The 18,379-nt window shown below is 62.3% G+C and carries 16 protein-coding genes and 2 tRNA genes; 10 read left to right on the top strand and 8 right to left on the bottom strand.

Translation table 11 applies throughout. The features are described 5' to 3' along the window. Window positions 1-4: 4 nt before the first annotated feature. Window positions 5-1,051, bottom strand: coding sequence for a GlxA family transcriptional regulator (locus GPA21_RS03595; protein ID WP_168986847.1), 1,047 nt, complete (start codon window positions 1,049-1,051; stop codon window positions 5-7). Between the two features lie 101 nt (window positions 1,052-1,152). On the opposite strand from GPA21_RS03595, the gene GPA21_RS03590 reads away from it, so the two are divergent. Next, entirely contained in the window at window positions 1,153-2,262 is a 1,110-nt protein-coding gene (locus GPA21_RS03590; RefSeq protein WP_168986846.1) for a class I SAM-dependent methyltransferase, read from the top strand. 196 nt (window positions 2,263-2,458) lie between these two features. On the opposite strand, the gene GPA21_RS03585 is transcribed toward GPA21_RS03590, so the two are convergent. The 4 genes from GPA21_RS03585 to GPA21_RS03570 form a co-directional block, all read right to left on the bottom strand. After that, the gene (locus tag GPA21_RS03585) at window positions 2,459-4,396 is read right to left on the bottom strand and encodes a hypothetical protein (protein WP_168986845.1); all 1,938 of its coding nucleotides are present in this window, start codon (window positions 4,394-4,396) and stop codon (window positions 2,459-2,461) included. A 238-nt stretch (window positions 4,397-4,634) separates the two neighbouring features. Then, window positions 4,635-4,710: transfer RNA gene (locus tag GPA21_RS03580), tRNA-Asn, on the bottom strand. A gap of 42 nt (window positions 4,711-4,752) precedes the next feature. Further along, window positions 4,753-4,828: transfer RNA gene (locus tag GPA21_RS03575), tRNA-Asn, on the bottom strand. Window positions 4,829-4,892: 64 nt separating this feature from the next. Continuing rightward, window positions 4,893-6,101 carry an amino acid aminotransferase gene (locus GPA21_RS03570; protein WP_168986844.1) on the bottom strand — a complete coding sequence of 403 codons (1,209 nt, stop codon included), beginning with the start codon at window positions 6,099-6,101 and terminating at the stop codon, window positions 4,893-4,895. 157 nt (window positions 6,102-6,258) lie between these two features. Between GPA21_RS03570 and uvrB the strand changes: the two genes are divergently transcribed. After that, entirely contained in the window at window positions 6,259-8,322 is a 2,064-nt protein-coding gene (gene uvrB / locus GPA21_RS03565) for an excinuclease ABC subunit UvrB (protein WP_168986843.1), read from the top strand. A gap of 27 nt (window positions 8,323-8,349) precedes the next feature. Further along, entirely contained in the window at window positions 8,350-8,838 is a 489-nt protein-coding gene (locus GPA21_RS03560; RefSeq protein WP_168986842.1) for a low molecular weight protein-tyrosine-phosphatase, read from the top strand. A gap of 94 nt (window positions 8,839-8,932) precedes the next feature. On the opposite strand, the gene GPA21_RS03555 is transcribed toward GPA21_RS03560, so the two are convergent. After that, window positions 8,933-11,896: an Rne/Rng family ribonuclease gene (locus GPA21_RS03555; RefSeq protein WP_168986841.1), complete on the bottom strand. Its 2,964-nt coding sequence runs from the start codon at window positions 11,894-11,896 to the stop codon at window positions 8,933-8,935. 503 nt (window positions 11,897-12,399) lie between these two features. Here GPA21_RS03555 and GPA21_RS03550 point away from each other — a divergent pair. From GPA21_RS03550 to GPA21_RS03540, 3 genes are read left to right on the top strand one after another with little or no spacing between them, the layout of a single operon-like run. Continuing rightward, entirely contained in the window at window positions 12,400-13,365 is a 966-nt protein-coding gene (locus GPA21_RS03550) for an RluA family pseudouridine synthase (protein ID WP_168986840.1), read from the top strand. Continuing rightward, the gene (locus GPA21_RS03545) at window positions 13,355-14,017 is read left to right on the top strand and encodes an HAD-IA family hydrolase (protein ID WP_168986839.1); all 663 of its coding nucleotides are present in this window, start codon (window positions 13,355-13,357) and stop codon (window positions 14,015-14,017) included. The genes GPA21_RS03550 and GPA21_RS03545 overlap by 11 nt, the downstream gene beginning before the upstream one ends. Continuing rightward, window positions 13,996-14,352 carry a Rieske 2Fe-2S domain-containing protein gene (locus GPA21_RS03540; RefSeq protein ID WP_168986838.1) on the top strand — a complete coding sequence of 119 codons (357 nt, stop codon included), beginning with the start codon at window positions 13,996-13,998 and terminating at the stop codon, window positions 14,350-14,352. The genes GPA21_RS03545 and GPA21_RS03540 overlap by 22 nt, the downstream gene beginning before the upstream one ends. Here GPA21_RS03540 and GPA21_RS03535 read toward each other — a convergent pair. After that, window positions 14,328-15,074, bottom strand: a complete 747-nt coding sequence (locus tag GPA21_RS03535; protein ID WP_168986837.1) for an SAM-dependent methyltransferase — start codon at window positions 15,072-15,074, stop codon at window positions 14,328-14,330. The two genes, GPA21_RS03540 and GPA21_RS03535, sit on opposite strands and share 25 nt — an antisense overlap. Further along, window positions 15,071-15,649 (bottom strand): Maf family protein, encoded by a 579-nt coding sequence (locus GPA21_RS03530; protein WP_168986836.1) that lies wholly within the window; start codon window positions 15,647-15,649, stop codon window positions 15,071-15,073. Before GPA21_RS03530 ends, GPA21_RS03535 begins: the two co-directional genes overlap by 4 nt. 52 nt (window positions 15,650-15,701) lie before the next feature. Between GPA21_RS03530 and GPA21_RS03525 the strand changes: the two genes are divergently transcribed. The 4 genes from GPA21_RS03525 to GPA21_RS03510 form a co-directional block, all read left to right on the top strand. Continuing rightward, window positions 15,702-16,199 carry a YceD family protein gene (locus tag GPA21_RS03525; RefSeq protein ID WP_168986835.1) on the top strand — a complete coding sequence of 166 codons (498 nt, stop codon included), beginning with the start codon at window positions 15,702-15,704 and terminating at the stop codon, window positions 16,197-16,199. 48 nt (window positions 16,200-16,247) lie between these two features. Beyond that, a complete protein-coding gene (gene rpmF / locus GPA21_RS03520) occupies window positions 16,248-16,427 on the top strand; it encodes a 50S ribosomal protein L32 (protein ID WP_168986834.1) in 180 nt (59 codons plus the stop codon). 101 nt (window positions 16,428-16,528) lie between these two features. Continuing rightward, window positions 16,529-17,545, top strand: a complete 1,017-nt coding sequence (gene plsX, locus GPA21_RS03515; protein ID WP_168986833.1) for a phosphate acyltransferase PlsX — start codon at window positions 16,529-16,531, stop codon at window positions 17,543-17,545. After that, window positions 17,542-18,379: beta-ketoacyl-ACP synthase III (locus tag GPA21_RS03510; protein ID WP_168986832.1), on the top strand; the 838-nt coding region annotated here is incomplete at its 3' end. The genes plsX and GPA21_RS03510, both read left to right, overlap by 4 nt.

The raw sequence follows: 18,379 nt of genomic DNA, 5'->3' as shown, positions 1-18,379 counted from the left end.
GAACTCAAGATCCACTGTGGCTGGAATCTGTTACGGCCGAGCGCAGGCCGCTGAAACGGCGGCGGTACTCTGCTGGTGTCATGCCCACCTTTCGGCGGAACAGGCGGCGGAAGAAGCTCGCATCCTCGTAGCCTACCGATTCGGCGATCGATTCCACGATTTCCTGAGATGTTTCGAGTCGCTGCTTGGCCGCTTCCAGACGAAGCGTGTGTACGTACTCCATAGCTGACATGCCGGCTGCTTGCACGAAACGCCGCTTGAAAGTGCGTTCGGGCAGGCCGCTGCGTGCGATTACAGACGAGACCGGGTGAGGGCGGTCGAAGTTGTTGGCGAGCCATGACTGCGCTTCGGAAACCAGGCCGTCCTCGGATCGCGCCGAGCGCACCAAGGCAGCGTATGGAGTCTGCCCGCGGTCGTGCCATTCGAAAAGATACAGTTTGGCGATGTGCATCGCTTGGTCCAGACCGGCTTCACGGGCGATCAGGAACAATGCCAGGTCCTGCCAGGAGGCGCCGCCACCCGCGGTTACGACGCGCTGGCCAATGCCGGAGGAGACCAGTGTCTGGTTCGCGCGCAGCCGCACCTCCGGAAAATGCAGTCGCATGGTGTCTCCATAAGCCCAATGGATGGTCGCTTCCTGACCATCGAGCAGGCCGGCTTCGGCGAGCAACAATGCCCCCGAGCATGCGGACGTGATCAGGCTGCCGCTTGCGTGACATGCCGTCAGCCATTGTATTGCGGCCGGATGCTGACCCCGCGCGAACGTCGCCGGCGAGATCAGCAGATCGGGTACGCACACTATGTCTGGGCGAGTGCATTGGTCGAATCCGCATTCCGCGTCGAGATAAATGCCATTCGCGACGCTCAAGCGGCCTGATGATTCGGCGACGATGATGGGTCGCATCCGCGGTCGGGGAGGGCGCCCCTCGATCAGGACCTCCCAGTCGCGACCGACCGATGAGAATACGTCGTACAGGCTCAGGAGCGTAGAGGCGGCGGCATCGGGAACGGCGAGAAGTGCGACCGTCAGGGTTCTGTCAGGAGCGTTCATGGCCGATTCGTCCTGTTTGTTGCACGAGTGCCTTCATGGGCCGAGGCGTGACCCGCATAAAGTGGTGCCGCACGACCCACAACCCCAAGGAGCAATGAATTATGACGACTGCCACAGAATCCATGGTCGAGACCCATCTCGAGGACCTCGACGTTTCCCGTTCCGAGCGTTTCGCCGAACGCATGCTGTCCGCGTTCAACGAATCTGCTCTGGTGCTGATGACATCTCTCGGCCACCGTGTCGGACTGTTCGATGCGATCGCGGGCGCTGGCTGGTTAGCCAGCCATGCGTTGGCGCGCGATGCCGGTCTGGACGAACGCTACGTGCGGGAATGGCTCGCGGTCATGGTCACCGCTGGCGTTGTCGACTACGACCCCGCCAGCCAGACCTATCGGTTGCCAGCCGAGCACGCGCGTTTCCTGACCCGGGACTCGGTGCCGAACAATCTTGCCGCCACCGCACAGTATATTCCCGTCATCGCGACGGTGGAGTCTGACCTGGTTGGCTGCTTTCGCAACGGCGGGGGATTGTCATACGAGCGCTACGAACGGTTCCACGAAGTAATGGCCGAAGACAGCGCCCAAACCGTGGTATCCGCTCTGTTCGATGTGATCGTGCCGATGGTCCCGGGCCTGCACCAGCGGCTCGAGAACGGAATTCGGGTGGCCGACGTGGGCTGCGGTTCGGGTCGTGCGATGCTGACCCTTGCCGCCGAATACCCGAACAGTCGCTTCTGGGGGTTCGACCTGTGTGCCGAACCGTTGGAGCGTGCCCGGGCCGAGGCGCAGGCGCTCGGACTAAAGAACCTTATTTTCGAGCGGCGTGACCTTGCTGAGCAAACGCTGGCGGAGCCCTATGACCTGGTCACCGCGTTCGACGCGGTTCACGACCAGCGCGACCCCGCCGGGCTGCTGCGCTCGATCCGCTGCGCACTCGCGCGAGACGGCTTGTTCCTGATGCAGGACATCGCCGGATCGAGCGAACTGCACCGCAATCTTTCGCACCCGCTCGGACCGCTGCTGTATGCGGTGTCCACGGCGCATTGCACCAGTGTCTCCCTCGGCCAGGGCGGACCGGGCCTGGGCACGATGTGGGGAGAGGAGCTTGCCGAGCGCATGTTGCGCGACGCCGGCTTCCGGTCCATCGACAAGTGCCGGCTCGCGCATGACATCATGAACGTGTACTTCGTAGCAAGTGTCGGTTCCGACTGAGTCGCCGCGCACGACCATCGGTGGTGGCGTTGGATAAGGTACGGAGAGGGCGAGCAGCTGGGGCGCCGGACAATTCCCCGACCTTGGCCACCGATGCGTCCGAGCCCCAAGCGGCTTCTTGGCTTCCCTGTCAGGGCTTGGCTACAGCCGGTGACGGCCGCGCTGTCCTGGGCGAGGGGATCGGTCGTCGGCAACGTCAGTCGGGCCAGTTCTTCCCGGGCTTTCCCCAATCGTGTGCATCGTGAGTGCCAACCTGATATGAGTAGGTGGACTCGTATGCGAGGAACTCTTCATCCCCGTTGATGTTCCGGAAATCCTCGTCGTGATACCAGTGGGTCTGGAACTCTTCCGGATCGAACCCCATGTCTCGCCCCAATCGGTCCGGGATGCCGTCGCCGTCCTTGTCTTCCTCCTCTCTTTGGGCCGGGGTCTTGTGCTCCCACCAAGTATGGAAATTGTTGAAGTGGGTGAACTCATGAATAACCAGCACAGCGAATGTGTCGATGTGCGAATACGATACGTACTGTTTTGTGAGTAAGGTCGACAGGTCGTTCCGGCTGACCTTGGGCAGGGTGACGGTGAAGTCTCCACCGAGCTTCTCGGTGAGGTCGCAGATGTGGATGGCCTTGAACAGGTGAGCCGGTTTGTAGGCCGCCATCTGGTGTTCGCCATCACAGAGGTCGTATGCGGTGCCCCCGAAACGCACGTCGACATAGCCGAACGGGCGCGCTGCCGGTGTCTGTCGCCAGTAATAGAACCAGTTGGGATATTCTCCGCCAGGGTTGTTACGGGCGTCCCGGGGGTAGAAGAAGTACACGTCTCTCTCGGCCTTGGTAGCGCATGAGTCCAGGGCCACCGATGCGGTAATCGTTCGCTTCCCGAACTCGCGGTAATCCTCCGGCAACCCCTCATAGGTAACGGTGAACCGCGCGCCCTTCGGCTTAGCCGACCCAGGGTCGGGGCTGATCTTGCGCGTTGCGCCATCGATTTCCGGAATAGTCCATACGATCTGATCTGCGTGTTCCGGCGGGACGGTGCTTGCGTCAAGCTCGAGTACCAGCTTGTCGTATTGGGGTGTGAGTGGATACGCGTCGGTATAGACGTATCTGCGATCGATGGTCGGATGGTGAACCACAAGTTGCACTTCCTCGCTGTCGCACACCCGGATCTCCGGCTGTGTGAGCCTGTCCCTCAGATAGATCAGCAGGAGCATGCTCGAACCCGGTTTGCAGCCTGGACTTCCCCCTGCCGAGCGTCCCATGTCTTTTCGTAACACCAACTCCCCGCGTTCAAGAAGCGTTTCGAAGTCGCTGCGGTCAAGCGTCCAGTCGGCTGAGAAGCAACCGACACCGGCGGACGTGACCCGATCGTCGCCGTGAAAGATCATTCGTGGTGTGCTTGCTTCGATCCGGACTTGCGCCCCTTCGGTGACGGCGCTGACGACGCCGTCGGAAAATCCCGGGTATCGCTCAGTGGGCTCGACCTCGTGGCGAATGAACTGCGTCCAGGCAACGCAGCCGCCTGAAGCCCGCCTGACGCACTGCTTGCCGAGCAGGTTCAAGAGCCGGATATCCGTTGACAGTGTCTGGATCGAGTAGTCGCTTGGTCGCAGCAAACCGCCGGAAGCCCGATCGAAGCCGCGACCAACGATCAGGTTGCCGACGAACTTCTCCTCGATTGCGTAGGTGAGTTCCTTGCCTGTGCCGCCGGATGGAAGGAGTTCCCTCTCACCGCCATCGACCAGGATGTACCCTTCGATGGCCAATGCCTCCTGGAGCAGGGGATCTTCATCGTCCGTGTCCGCGTACGCGAACAGGTTTCGGGCGATCCGGAACTGACTGTTGATGATCTCGCGCTGACGCGCGCTTTCGGCCTCAGGGCTCGATGCCGGAAACGGAGAGACCGGACTGGCTGCAGGATCCACACGTCGGCCTACCTGTTCCATCAACCGCATCGTTTCCTGGAAGGCATCGAGCAATTGATTCATGTCCGTCGTGCCCTCCAACTGCCGCTCCATCTCCCTCGCCTTGCGTTCAAGATCGGAAAGCGACTGGGCATGTGCGTCGTGAATGCCGACACCAGCCATGAAGGCGATTGTGAGAATGGTGGCAAGAACGTGCAATCCCTTTGGCATGATCAGTCATCCGAGGAGTCGTTGGAGTTTCAGGGCGACATGATGACCCATACCGGCGCTGGGCGCATATCCTTGAAACGCTCACGTGCGCTGACCACGACGCAGGAGAAGTCAGTGCACCAACTGAGCCGGGGTCGTACAGACCCGCTGCCACATTCTCAGGCAGCTTCAGCCTTCAGCGATCGCGCTTTGAGGACGCAAAAAAGCCGCCTCGCGGGCGGCATTTCTGCTTGCTTCTTGGCTCCCCGACCTGGGCTCGAACCAGGGACCTGCGGATTAACAGTCCGTCGCTCTACCGACTGAGCTATCGGGGATCAACTTGTGCGGCTTCGTTTGGTGCGAAGCATCCTGAATTTTGGCTCCTCGAGCTGGGCTCGAACCAGCGACCCACGGATTAACAGTCCGTTGCTCTACCAACTGAGCTATCGAGGAATTGAGCCGCGCATTCTAGTCAATGCGCGGCTTAGCGTCAAGAAGAACGCTGCGCCGGGCCGCTTCAGGCGCGGGTGACCGCGGCGATGGCCTTGGCAACGTAATCGATGTTGCGGGTGTTCAGCGCGGCAAGGCAGATGCGGCCGGTGGATACCGCGTAGATGCCGTAGTCGTCGCGCAGGGCGTCGACCTGGGCGACGGTGAGTCCTGTGTAGGAGAACATGCCGCGCTGGGCGGTGACGAAGGAGAAATCCTGCGTGGCGCCTTCGGCGGCGAGCTTGTCAACCAGGCTCGAGCGCATTTCGCGGATGCGGTCGCGCATGCCGGCCAGCTCGTCTTCCCACATTTTCCGTAGTTCCGGCGAGTTGAGCACCGCAGCGACGATGGCGCCGCCGTGGATCGGCGGGTTGGAGTAGTTGGTACGGATTACGCGCTTGAGTTGGGAGAGCACGCGGGCGGACTCGTCCTTGCCGTCGGTGATGATGGACAGCGCGCCGACGCGCTCGCCGTACAGCGAGAAGGACTTGGAGAAGGAGCTGGACACGAAGAACTGCAGGCCGCTGTTACCGAACAGGCGAACCGCGACCGCGTCGGGCTCGATGCCGTCGGCGAAGCCCTGGTAAGCAATGTCGAGGAAAGGCACCAGGCCACGCTCGCGGCAGGCCTCGACCACGTCGCCCCACTGCGATTCGCTCAGGTCGGCGCCTGTCGGGTTATGGCAGCAGGCGTGCAGCACGACGATGGCGCCTGCGGGTAGGCCGAGCAAGGAAGCCTTCATTGCGGCAAAGTCCACCCCGCGGGTGGCAGCGTCGTAGTAGGGGTAGTTCTCGACCTTGAAGCCGGCGTTCTGGAACAGGGCGCGGTGGTTCTCCCAGCTCGGGTCGGAGATGTACACCGTGGCGTCCGGGTTGAGCTGCTTGAGGAAGTCGGCGCCGATCTTCAGCGCGCCGGTGCCGCCGAGAGCCTCGGCGGTGACGACCTTGCCGGCGGCGATGAGATCATGACCGGCGCCGAAGAGCAGGTTCTGCACCGCAGCGTTGTACGCCGCGGGACCCTCGATCGGCTGGTAGCCACGTGCCGGGGCGGCTTCGAGGCGGGCCTTCTCAGCCTGGCGCACTGCAGCCAGCAGGGGAATCTTGCCGTTGTCGTCGTAGTACACGCCGACGCCGAGATTCACCTTCTCGGCACGGGTGTCGGCGGCAAAGCCTTCGTTGAGACCGAGAATCGGGTCACGGGGGGCCATTTCGACTTTGGCGAAGATCGAGGCAGACATTTCAGCTCCAGTGTTGGTCGGTGTCGATTGCGGGAACCCGATCTACCCCGTCCGGTCCATGTGGCCGTGCCCCCGGGGGCGTTTTGGGGAATAATCGGGCGCCGGGCCGTACGAGATTCACTCCAGTCGAACGGCCCGAACAACAGGAAATTTTAGCATGACAAGCTCAGCTGCCAGCGACGCCGTGGTGACCTTCGAGGGTAGCCCGTTCAGGCTGCATCAGCCCTTTCAGCCAGCCGGCGATCAGCCGGAGGCGATTCGCCTGCTTACCGAGGGGGTGCAGGATGGTCTGATGTATCAGACGCTGCTCGGCGTGACCGGCTCGGGCAAAACCTACACCATGGCCAACGTTATCGCTCGTTGTGGCAGACCGGCCCTCGTGCTGGCGCCCAACAAGACACTGGCGGCGCAACTGTATTCCGAGTTCAAGGAATTCCTGCCCGAGAACGCGGTAGAGTACTTCGTCTCCTATTACGACTACTACCAGCCCGAGGCCTATGTGCCGTCGCGCGATCTCTTCATCGAGAAGGATTCCAGCGTTAACGAACATATCGAGCAGATGCGCCTGTCGGCCACCAAGAGCCTGATGGAGCGGCGGGACGTCGTCATCGTGGCGACCGTGTCCTGCATCTACGGTATCGGCGACCCGGTGGATTACCACTCGATGGTGCTGCATCTGCGCGAAGGCGAACGCATTGCGCACCGCGACCTGATCCGGCGCCTGGTGGCAATGCAGTACTCCCGGGCCGACATCGACTTTCGGCGGGGCACGTTCCGGGTGCGTGGCGATGTCATCGACGTGTTTCCGTCGGAGAACGCGGAGCTCGCGGTGCGCATCGAGATGTTCGACGACGAGATCGAGCACCTGACCCTGTTCGATCCGCTCACCGGTCATCTGCGCCACAAACTGGCCAGATTCACGGTGTACCCCTCCAGTCACTACGTAACGCCACGCGAGACCGTGCTGAAGGCAATCGAGGCAATCAAGGAGGAGTTGCGCGAGCGGATCTCGACCTTCCAGAAGGCCGGCAAGCTGGTCGAGGCCCAACGCATCGAGCAGCGCACCCGCTTCGATCTCGAGATGCTCAACGAGATGGGTTTCTGCAAGGGCATCGAGAACTACTCGCGCCATCTGTCCGGTCGCGGACCCGGCGAGCCGCCGCCGACTCTGATCGACTACCTGCCCGGCGACGCCTTGCTGTTCGTGGACGAATCCCATGTATCGATCCCGCAGGTCGGCGGTATGTACAAGGGCGACCGCTCGCGCAAGGAGAACCTCGTCGAATACGGCTTCCGCCTGCCTTCGGCACTGGACAACCGGCCCCTGCGTTTCGAGGAGTTCGAGCGCCTGATGCCGCAAACCATCTTCGTCTCGGCCACACCGGCTCAATATGAGCAGAGTCATCAGGACCAGATCGTCGAGCAGGTCGTTCGCCCGACCGGTCTGGTCGATCCCGCGGTGCAGATACGTCCGGCAATTACCCAGGTCGACGACTTGCTGATGGAGGCGAAGCGGCGCATCGATGTCGGCGAGCGGGTGCTGGTGACGACGCTGACCAAGCGCATGGCCGAGGATCTGACCGATTACCTCGCCGAGAACGGCATCCGGGTTCGCTACCTGCATTCGGACATCGATACGGTTGAACGCGTGGAGATCATCCGAGACCTGCGTCTGGGCGAGTTCGACGTGCTGGTCGGGATCAACCTGTTGCGCGAAGGTCTGGACATTCCCGAGGTGTCGCTGGTGACGATTCTCGATGCCGACAAGGAGGGCTTCTTGCGCTCGGAGCGATCGCTCATCCAGACCATCGGCCGGGCGGCCCGCCATCTGCACGGCACCGCTATTCTCTATGCGGATACGGTCACGCGTTCAATGGCGGCGGCGATCGGCGAGACCGAGCGCCGTCGCAACAAGCAGATCGCTCACAACGAGGCGCATGGCGTCGTGCCACGCTCGGTGAGCAAACGGATCAAGGACATCATTGATGGTGTCTATTCGTCGGAGAGTGATGACGCGAAGTCTGCCAGGGGCGTTGCGGAGGCACGCGCGGACTATGCGACCATGGACGAGAAGGCGCTCGCGCGTGCGATCAAGAAGCTCGAGAAGGAAATGCAGGAGCACGCGCGCAACCTGGAGTTCGAAAAGGCTGCAGCGGCGCGCGACGAACTGTTCAAGCTGCGTTTGCGTGCTTTCGGCGCCGACCGTCACGACCAGGACTGAGCGCGCAAAGCGAGGGGGAGAGTGCTGATGATCGAAACCACCAGCCGCGTGCTGTTCGTATGCACGGGTAATATCTGTCGGTCACCGACTGCCGAGGGCGTTGCGCGCCATATGCTGCGCAACGCAGGGCTTGTCGACCGTATTGTGGTCGACTCCGCAGGTACACACGGTTATCACGTTGGCGAATTGCCCGACCCGAGAACTCGCAAGGCGGCATTGAGCCGTGGTTACGACTTGTCGGCACAACGCGCGCGCAAGCTCGAGACCGCCGATTTTCAACGCTTCGATCTGCTACTGGCGATGGATGGCAGCCATCTGCGTTTCATGCAGCGGATGTGTCCCGAGGTCTATCGACACAAACTCGACTTGTTCATGCGTTTTGCGCGCAATCATGATCTCGAAGAAGTACCCGATCCGTACTACGGGGGTGACGCCGGTTTCGAGGCGGTGCTGAATTACTGCGAGGATGCGGTGCAGGGCCTGATCGACAGATTGTGCGGTCCGGCGGCTCGGTGAGGCTGACTGGCTCCGGTGCAAAGATGGTGTCAACGGAGCCAACCCGTGACGATACAAAAGAAAACGGCCCGAATGGGCCGTTTTCATGTCCGACTTACTTGCGGGTTTCAACCTGCTGCATCGGTTCGTCGGGTATGACCTGAGCCGGTCGCGGGCGACGTCCCAGTTGTTGCGGGGGAAAGTCGGTCTGGCTCGGTTCGGCCACTTTCTCCGGCTTGGTTTCGATCATTACCAAGCCACTCTCGCTCAGTGTGGCGCCAAGGTCGATCGGTGCGCTGGGCTCCTTGTGGGTCGCGACCGGAACCGGTGCTTCAGCGGCTGCTTCGACAGTCTCCGCTACGACAGCTGCCGGTGCCTCTTCCTCGAGTGGCAAGGCCTGCTGTTCGTGCCCGGCGGGTGCCACAGTCTCGCTTCTGGTTTCGACCGCTTCAGCCGCAACGGTTTCAGCAACCGCTTGGACGATTTCCGCGGGTGGTTCGACCGCGGCAGTTTCCGCTGTGGTCGTTTCCATAGCGGTTTCCGTGACATCCGCGGTGGCTGCAATGGCCGCTTCAGCGGTTTGCGACGGCTTGATTTCTTCCTCAGCGGGCCTTTCCTGGCTGGGCTGGGGCGGCAGCGAAGTATCGCTAATCGTCTCCTCGGCCGCCACGGCAGTTTGCACCTGAGTCGCTGGTTCCTGCGAGCTAACACTGATCGGCAGTTCTGCCGGCTGCTCCTGCGCTTCGAGCGACCCAGCTTCGACGGTCACTGCGGCTCCGGCAGGAACCGGCAGCTCCGCAGCCTCAATCGGGGCGGCTTCGAATTCGGTCGACGTGTCGGCTTCGGCGTCCGTATCACTCTGCGCGCTGATCTCTTCGGTGCCCTCGGTCTGCGCGTTTTCGCTGCGACCGCCACGGCGACCGCGGCCGCGACGACGTCTCCGACCGGTGCTGCTGGCTTCATCGGCAGCGGCGACCAGTTCTCCTGTCTCCTTTGTCGCCATCTCGATCGCTGGAATCGGTTCCTCCGTCACCGGGGTATCGGCGACAAGCTCCTCCGTGACCGCGATCGCGGTGGCAGCAGCCACGGATTCGTCGGATTTCTGCTGACCCCGTTGCCCGCGACCGCGGCGATTGCGGTTGCCGTTGCGGCTTTCCTGTTGAGCTCCCTGAGTCGCCTCATCGGTGCTTTCAGGGGCGCGCGCAGGCTTCTGACGGCCTTTGCGGCTGGCATCGGCTTCGGCCTTTTCGGTGCGCGAAGCGCCGTCGCGACGACCGCCACTGCGTCCTCCGCGGCGGCTGTCGCCACGCGAGCGGGATTCACGGTCCGATTCAGGCTTGGCGGCCGGGGTCGGTGAAGCGACTTCAGGTGCGCCAGTCTTGCGGAACCAGGCGAACATGCGTGACAGCAGTCCGGGGGCGGAGGGCTCGGCTTGTGCGACGGGTTGTGGTGCAGGCGTGACCGTTGGGGCCGGTTGGCCGGGAGCAATGCCCTTGACCGCGGCTTCGGCACGAGCCGGTTTGCCGTTGCTTTCGCCGATGCGCAGTTCCTCTTCCACTGGTGCCGCGACCATTTGATAGCTGGCCAGCGCGATGTCTTCCTGGTTGAGCTGGTCGTGACGCAGGCGAATGATGTCGTGATGCGGGGTTTCAAGATGACGGTTCGGCACGATGATCAGCAGGATCTTGTGCCGCATCTCGATGCGGGCGATGTCCGAACGCTTCTCGTTGAGCAGGAAGGTGGCGACGTCGACCGGCACCTGCACATGGACCGCGCCGGTGTTGTCCTTCATTGCTTCCTCTTCGAGGATGCGCAGAATATGCAGTGCGGACGACTCGGTGCTGCGGATATGGCCGGTGCCGTTGCAACGCGGGCAGGGGATGTAGCTGGTCTCGGCGAGCGCCGGACGCAGGCGCTGGCGGGACAGCTCGAGCAGGCCGAAGCGGCTGATCTTGGAAGTCTGCACCCGGGCGCGGTCGAAGTGCAGGGCCTCGCGCAGACGGTTTTCGACATCGCGCTGGGCCTTCTGGGACTCCATGTCGATGAAGTCGATGACGATCAGACCACCGAGGTCGCGCAGTCGAAGTTGGCGGGCAATTTCGTCGGCCGCTTCGAGGTTGGTCTTGAGCGCGGTCTCCTCAATGTCGGCGCCCTTGGTGGCGCGGCCCGAGTTCACGTCGATCGAAACGAGGGCCTCGGTGTGGTCGATGACCACCGCGCCGCCGCTCGGCAGGTTTACCTGGCGTGCGTAGGCCGATTCGATCTGGTGCTCGATCTGAAAGCGCGAGAACAGCGGCACGTCGTCGTTATAGCGCTTCACCTTGGCGACGTTGCCCGGCATCACGTGGGCCATGAACTGGCGCGCCTGCTCGAAGATGTCGTCGGTGTCGATGAGGATCTCGCCGATTTCCGGCTGGAAGTAGTCTCGGATCGCCCGGATGACGAGACTGCCTTCCTGGTAAATGAGGAAAGCGCCGGACTGTTCCTTGGCAGCGCCGTCGATGGCGCGCCACAGTTGCAGCAGGTAATCGAGATCCCACTGCAGTTCTTCGGCGCTGCGGCCAATGGCTGCGGTGCGGGCGATCAGGCTCATGCCCGAGGGGACCTCGAGCTGGTCCATGATCTCGCGCAGTTCTGCGCGCTCGTCACCCTCGACGCGGCGCGAGACGCCACCGCCGCGCGGGTTGTTGGGCATCAGGACAAGATAGCGACCAGCGAGGGAAACGTAGGTGGTGAGTGCCGCACCCTTGGTGCCACGCTCATCCTTTTCAACCTGGACGATGAGTTCCTGGCCGACGGAAAGCGCATCCTGGATGCGCGCCTTGCCGGAATCGGAGCCGGCGGCGTAGTAGTTGCGAGCGATTTCCTTGAAGGGCAGGAAGCCGTGACGCTCGGAACCATAATCAACGAAGGCGGCTTCGAGACTGGGCTCGATGCGGGTGATGACTGCCTTGTAGATGTTGCTCTTTTTTTCTTCCTTTGCGGCCGATTCGATGTCGAGGTCGATCAGTTTCTGACCATCGACGATCGCGACGCGGAGTTCCTCGGCCTGCGTCGCATTGAAAAGCATGCGCTTCATGTTGTTTCGTTCTCCCGCATGGAACACACGGGCAGGACGAACGGCGCGCACCATCTTGCGCTACGAACTTCAGGAGCGGTGGGTAGTTGCTACTTTCATCCGGATTTCTAGAGGTTTGTCGATCTAGAGGCTGTGATGGGTCGGCTGGTCGTTTCGGTACTCCCGCAGTCTGACCGGACAGGGCGGCGATCGCGTCTCGCGCGCCGCGCATTGAGGCCGGTCGGGCCGGAGCACTTTATCCTGCTGTGCGTCTTCGCGTAAAAAACCGATCCAGTGGATCGGAAGTTGCCTGTTGCGTTACCATCGATGCCTTTTCGACCGGCACCGAAGGGACGTGTGGGTTGGCCGGGAGCTCGCTTGTGGGCTCTCTACCGAATCCTTACCCAGTCAGTTCCGACCAGGATGATCCGGCTGCAACCGGTACAACCGGTCTAGAGTATATTCATGATCCGCTTACAAAGCAAAAACCAATACACGAATGCTGCCGCGATGCGGGTTGCGCGATGAGGCGTGAAGCCCCCCCGGTTGGCGAACGCGTCGTTGCGCGACAGGTGAGACGCGAGACCATCGACGAGGCCTCCGATGGCCAGCGGATCGACAACTACCTGGCGAAGATGTGCAAGGGTGTGCCGAAGAGCCACGTCTATCGCATCCTGCGAAGCGGTGAGGTGAGGGTCAATGGCGGGCGAGTCGCGCCGACTTACAAGCTCAGGCAGGGCGACGAAGTGCGCATTCCGCCAATGCGGGTGTCGACCGGCGGGCAGGCAGCCGCGGTACCGTCAGGAAAGCCCCTGCCGGTGGTGTATGAGGATGATGCCCTGTTGGTCGTTGACAAACCGGCTGGCAAGGCGGTGCATGGCGGCAGCGGGGTGAGTTTCGGCGTCATCGAGCAGTTGCGCAGCCAGAGGCCCGAGGCGCGCATGCTCGAGCTGGCGCACCGACTGGACCGAGAAACGTCAGGTCTGCTCATCGTGGCGAAGAAACGCGCGGCCCTGAAGGCTTTGCACGACATGATGCGCGCCGGCAAGGTCGAGAAGCACTACCTGACGCTGGTTCATGGCAAGTGGCAGAACCCCCTCCAGCATGTGAAGCTCTCATTGCACAAGTACCTCACCGAGGATGGCGAGCGGCGGGTGAGGGTTGCGGATGGCGGCAAACCCTCGCACAGCATCGTGCGCCTACAGAAGCGCTGTGGGGATTACAGTCTGCTCGATGTTGAACTCAAGACTGGTCGCACTCATCAGATCCGGGTGCATCTCGCGCATCTGGGTTTTCCCCTGTGCGGTGACGACAAATACGGAGATTTTGCGCTCAACAAGCGTCTCGAAGGCGAGGGGTTGAAGCGCATGTTTCTCCACGCTGAACAACTGGTGTTCGATCACCCCCTGACCGGCGAGCGGCTGGCGCTTCACGCGCCGCTCGCGCCTGAACTGAAGATGTTTCTGGAGCGGCTTGAGCATGGCGCTTGAAAGACGATTCGATCTCATCGTTTTCGACTGGGATGGCACGCTCATGGATTCGGCGGGCGCGATCGTCAACGCGATCCGCGCCGCGTGTCGCGACCTGGGTCTTGCCGAACCGTCGGAGTCGCGCGCCCGCCACGTCATCGGTCTGGGGCTTCACGACGCGCTCCGGCATGCGGTGCCGGAGCTGCCTGAACGCGATTACCCGCAAATGGTCGAGCGCTATCGCCATCACTTTCTATCCAAAGACCGCGAGCTGGACCTCTTCCCCGGGGTTTTCGGCATGATCGAGTCGTTGGCGGGCGAGGAGCGGTGGCTTGGCGTGGCGACTGGCAAGAGCCGAGTCGGACTGAACCGGGCGCTCGGCCATACCGGCCTGGCGAGCTTCTTCCATAGCACCCGATGTGCCGACGAGTGTTTCTCCAAACCTCACCCTGCGATGCTTGAGGAGATCATGGACGAACTCGGTGTGGCGCGCGAACGCACACTGATGGTCGGCGATACCACCCACGATCTCAACATGGCGCGCAATGCAGGCGTCGCGGCTCTGGCGGTGTCCTTCGGGGCGCATCCCCGTGCAGAGCTTGAGGCGGTCGGGCCGCTCGATATCGTCGATGAACCCTCGGGTCTTCACCAGTGGCTGAGTCGGCACGCCTGATCTGTGGGTCGGCCGCGCTGGCCGATGGTGGAGACGGCGTGCGATTCGAACTCGAGCGCGAACGTGGCGCAGTGGTCCCGGCCTTCGTTGTGCGTGCCGGCGGGGTGGTCAGGGCGTTCGTCAATCGATGTGCCCACGTACCGGTCGAACTCGACTGGATGCCGGGCCGCTTTCTTGGCGTCGATCGCCGTCTGATCATCTGTGCGACTCATGGTGCGCTCTACGATCCGGCGACGGGGCGCTGCGTAGCGGGACCCTGCGAGGGTGCGTCGCTCGAAGCGCTGGAGGTCTTCGAGCGGGACGGCGGTGTTTATCTTCGCTTGCCGCTGCCCTGAGCGGCGAGCATCAGGAAGATCGCAGGTCGCCTTGCCAGATCGGGTGCGGGCTGGCGTCGCCAGGTCGAGACCGCTTGAGTGCCGATCAACTCGCCGCGGGTGGTGAGGTCCCGGGCGACGCAAAGCCGGGTATCCGGTTTGCAGGCTGCGAGGAGCGCGGCGTACATGCGATCGTTGCGATACGGTGTCTCGATGAACAGTTGGGTGCGGCCCAGGCGGCGTGATTCGTCTTCGAGCAGTCGAATCCGCTGGTCTCTTTCGGCGTCATCGACCGGCAGGTAGCCGTCAAAGGCGAAGCTCTGGCCATTGAGGCCGGATGCCATCAGTGCAAGCAGAATCGAGGAGGGGCCGACCAGTGGCACCACCGGTACGCCCAGCGCATGGGCGCGGGCGACGAGTCTTGCGCCCGGGTCGGCAACGCCGGGGCAACCCGCGTCCGACATCAAGCCAACGTCCTCGCCTGCCAGTGTCGGTGCGAGCAGTGCGTCCAGATCCTGCTCGGGGCCGGATTCGGGCAGCGACCGGATGTCGAGCTCGCGCAGCGGGGTCGGATGAGCGAGGCGCTTGAGCTGCAAACGGGCGGTCTTCTCGGTCTCTACGACGAAATGACGCAAGCCGCACGCCCTGGCATGGGCCTCTGGCGGCAGAAAGGAAGTCCAGGGCGTCTCGCCCAGCGCAACCGGCACCAGCACCAGCGCACCGCGTTGGGTGGGTCCGGTCATGGCAGTTCGACGCCCGCTTCGCGCAGCATGCGCGACAGTGCGATCAGGGGCAGTCCCACCAGAGCTGTCGGGTCGTCACCGCTGAGCGCGTCGAGCAGGGTGATGCCGAGTCCCTCTGATTTGGCGCTGCCGGCGCAGTCGAGCGGTAGCTCCCTCTCAACATAGCGGGTGATCTCGGCGTCGCTTAGTGTGCGAAAGCGCACTTCGGTGGGCACGCTGTCGGTCTGGATGCCTCGGCTGCGGGTGTCGATCACCGCCAGTGCGGTGTGGAACACCACGGTCCGGCCGCTCATGCTGCGAAGCTGCGCGACTGCACGTTCGACGGAGCCAGGTTTGCCGAAAACCTCGTCGTCGATGTGCGCGACCTGATCGCTACCGATGACGAGTGCGTCCGGCCATTGGGGCGCGACCGCTTGCGCTTTCGCAATGGCGAGGCGGTCGGCGGTAGCCGCCGGGTGCTCATCGGGCAAGGGGGTTTCATCCACTTCGGGGCGGGCGGTTTCAAATGGCAGCTGGAAGCGCTCCAGCAGCATGCGGCGGTAGGCCGAGGTCGAGGCTAGGACGATGTTTCGCATTGGGTTCAAGGGCTTTGACACAAACGGTCGAAAATAATATCATCCCGCTCTTATGTCGCGACTAGGCGTGCTCTCCGATCCGATTCGATTCGCCCGTGAGGCGCGTCGGCTTGGTGGCGTCGTCAAGGTGGAAGCGTTTCGCCGTCTTGCGGATGCGCTGTTGGATCACGCCGGTGAGTTCGAGTACGTTATCGTTGGCGAGCAGGGCGCGGACGGGAAGCCATATCTTCGCTTGACGGCGAAGGGTGTGCTGGGCATGCAGTGTCAACGCTGTCTGGAACGAGTGGACTGGCCGGTCGAGGTGGGGCGTCTGTTGCAGCTCGTCCCGGTTGGCGCGCCGATACCGGACGAGGAGCTCGACATCGACGCGTTCGATGCGATCGAGGCTACACCTGGGCTCGATGCGCTTGAGTTGGTCGAGGACGAGCTCTTGCTCAGCCTGCCGATCGCGCCCCGGCATGAAAGTTGTGAGCAGCCACGTCCAAGGGACGGGGCCGAAAAGGAATCGCCTTTTGCCGCACTGGCATCACTTCGTCGCAAGGCAGAGTGACATCCAGTCGTCGGCAAGCGCGTTTGTATTTAGACTAGGAGTAATCTGATGGCCGTCCAGCAAAACAAGAAGTCCCCGTCCAAGCGTGGCATGCATCGCGCTCACGACTTCCTCACCAATCCCCCGCTCGCCGTCGAGGCGACCACGGGCGAGGTGCACCTGCGTCACCACATCAGCCCCAACGGTTTCTACCGCGGCAAGAAAGTGGTCAAGACCAAGGGCGAGTAATTTCCCGACTGCGAAGGCGGCGCAGCACGAGGTGTGTCTGCGCCGTTTTTTTGTCTTGAGAATTTTGTTCGTCGTGCGAGTTCGAACCGGATGATTAGCTGATGGATGTCACCGTTGCAATCGACTGCATGGGTGGCGATCATGGCCCGGTCGTCACTGTGCCCGCTGCGCTGGCTTTCTTGCGCAAACATGCCGGGTCGAAAGTGATTCTGGTGGGCCGACCGGAAGCCCTGGAAGCGGCGATCGCCGAAACTGGTGGCGCATTGGCTGGGCGCTGCGAAATTCAGCCCGCCTCCGAAGTGGTGGGTATGGACGAGGCCCCTGCGAATGCCATGCGCAACAAGAAGGATTCTTCGATGCGTGTGGCGATCGATCTCGTCAAGAGCGGCCGCGCGCAGGCCGCTGTATCAGCCGGCAATACCGGTGCGCTGATGGCGATATCGCGTTTCGTCCTCAAGACACTGCCTGGGATTGACCGGCCGGCGATCGCCACTGCCTTGCCCAATCGCAAAGGGCATAGCTATGTGCTCGACCTGGGCGCCAATGTTGACTGCACGGCCGAGCACTTGCTGCAGTTCGCAGTGATGGGCTCGATGCTGATGACCGCCATCGATCACAAGTCGCGGCCGACAGTCGGTCTGCTCAACATCGGCGAAGAGGCGATCAAGGGCAACGATATCGTCAAGCAGGCCGGCGAGCTTCTTCGCAACAGCGGCCTGAATTTCCACGGCAATGTGGAAGGCGACGATATTTACAAGGGTACGACCGATGTCGTCGTGTGCGATGGCTTCGTCGGCAACGTATTGCTCAAGACCTCTGAGGGGCTGGCTCAGATGCTCGCGACGATGCTGCGTGAGGAGTTCACCCGCAATATCTTCACGCGCGCCATGGCGCTTGCGGCAATGCCGGCGCTGAAGCGTTTCAAGAATCGGGTCGATCACCGCAGATACAATGGCGCGGCACTCGTGGGCTTGCGCGGCGTGGTCATCAAGAGTCACGGCTCGGCCGATGAATTCGCCTTTGAGCAGGCAATCTACCGTGCCGCAGAGGCTGGAGCCAATCGCCTCGTCGAGCGTATTGCCGAGCGCATGGCAGCGATGGAAGGGGCAAGCACATGATTTATGCGAGAGTCGCTGGTACCGGGAGTTGTCTGCCAGGCAAACCGATTACCAACCATGATCTGGTGGCGCGCGGAATCGAGACGTCCGATGACTGGATCGTCGAACGCACCGGGATTCGCGCGCGGCACCTGGCTGCACCTGGGCAGATGACCAGCGACCTCGCGCTTGAAGCGAGTCTCAAGGCGCTTGAGGCGGCCGCTCTGGTTCCCAACGACATCGATCTCATCATCGTTGCGACTTCCACGCCGGACTACATTTTCCCCAGTACCGCAACCTTGCTGCAATCCAAGCTCGGAATCAGCAATGGCTGTGCCGCATTTGATCTTCAGGCGGTGTGTAGCGGCTTCGTCTATGCGCTGACCGTGGCTGAAAAGTTCATTCGATCGGGCGCGAACAAGCGTGCGTTGGTCGTCGGGGCCGAGGTCTTCTCGCGGATCCTGGACTGGTCGGATCGAGGAACATGCGTGCTCTTCGGCGACGGAGCCGGCGCGGTCATTCTTGAGGCCAGCGATACGCCGGGCGTGCTCTCCAGCGCCTTGCATGCCGACGGTTCGCACCATCCCATTCTCTGCGTGCCAGGCAGCGTTGCCGCAGGACAGGTGGTCGGTGATCCATTCCTGCGCATGGACGGACAAGCCGTATTCAAGTTTGCTGTGAGGGTGCTGGGCGAGGTTGCACAGGAAGTGCTCGCCGGTGCGGATATCGATGTCAGTTCGCTCGACTGGCTTATTCCGCATCAGGCGAACATCCGCATCCTGCAGGCAACCGGCAAGCGCCTTGGCCTGCCTGCCGAGAAACTGATCGCCACCGTGGATTACCACGGCAACACTT

It is taken from the genome of Azoarcus taiwanensis, assembly GCF_012910885.1.
Taxonomy (GTDB): Bacteria; Pseudomonadota; Gammaproteobacteria; order Burkholderiales; family Rhodocyclaceae; genus Azoarcus_F; species Azoarcus_F taiwanensis.
This window is presented reverse-complemented; position numbering and strand designations above follow the sequence as displayed.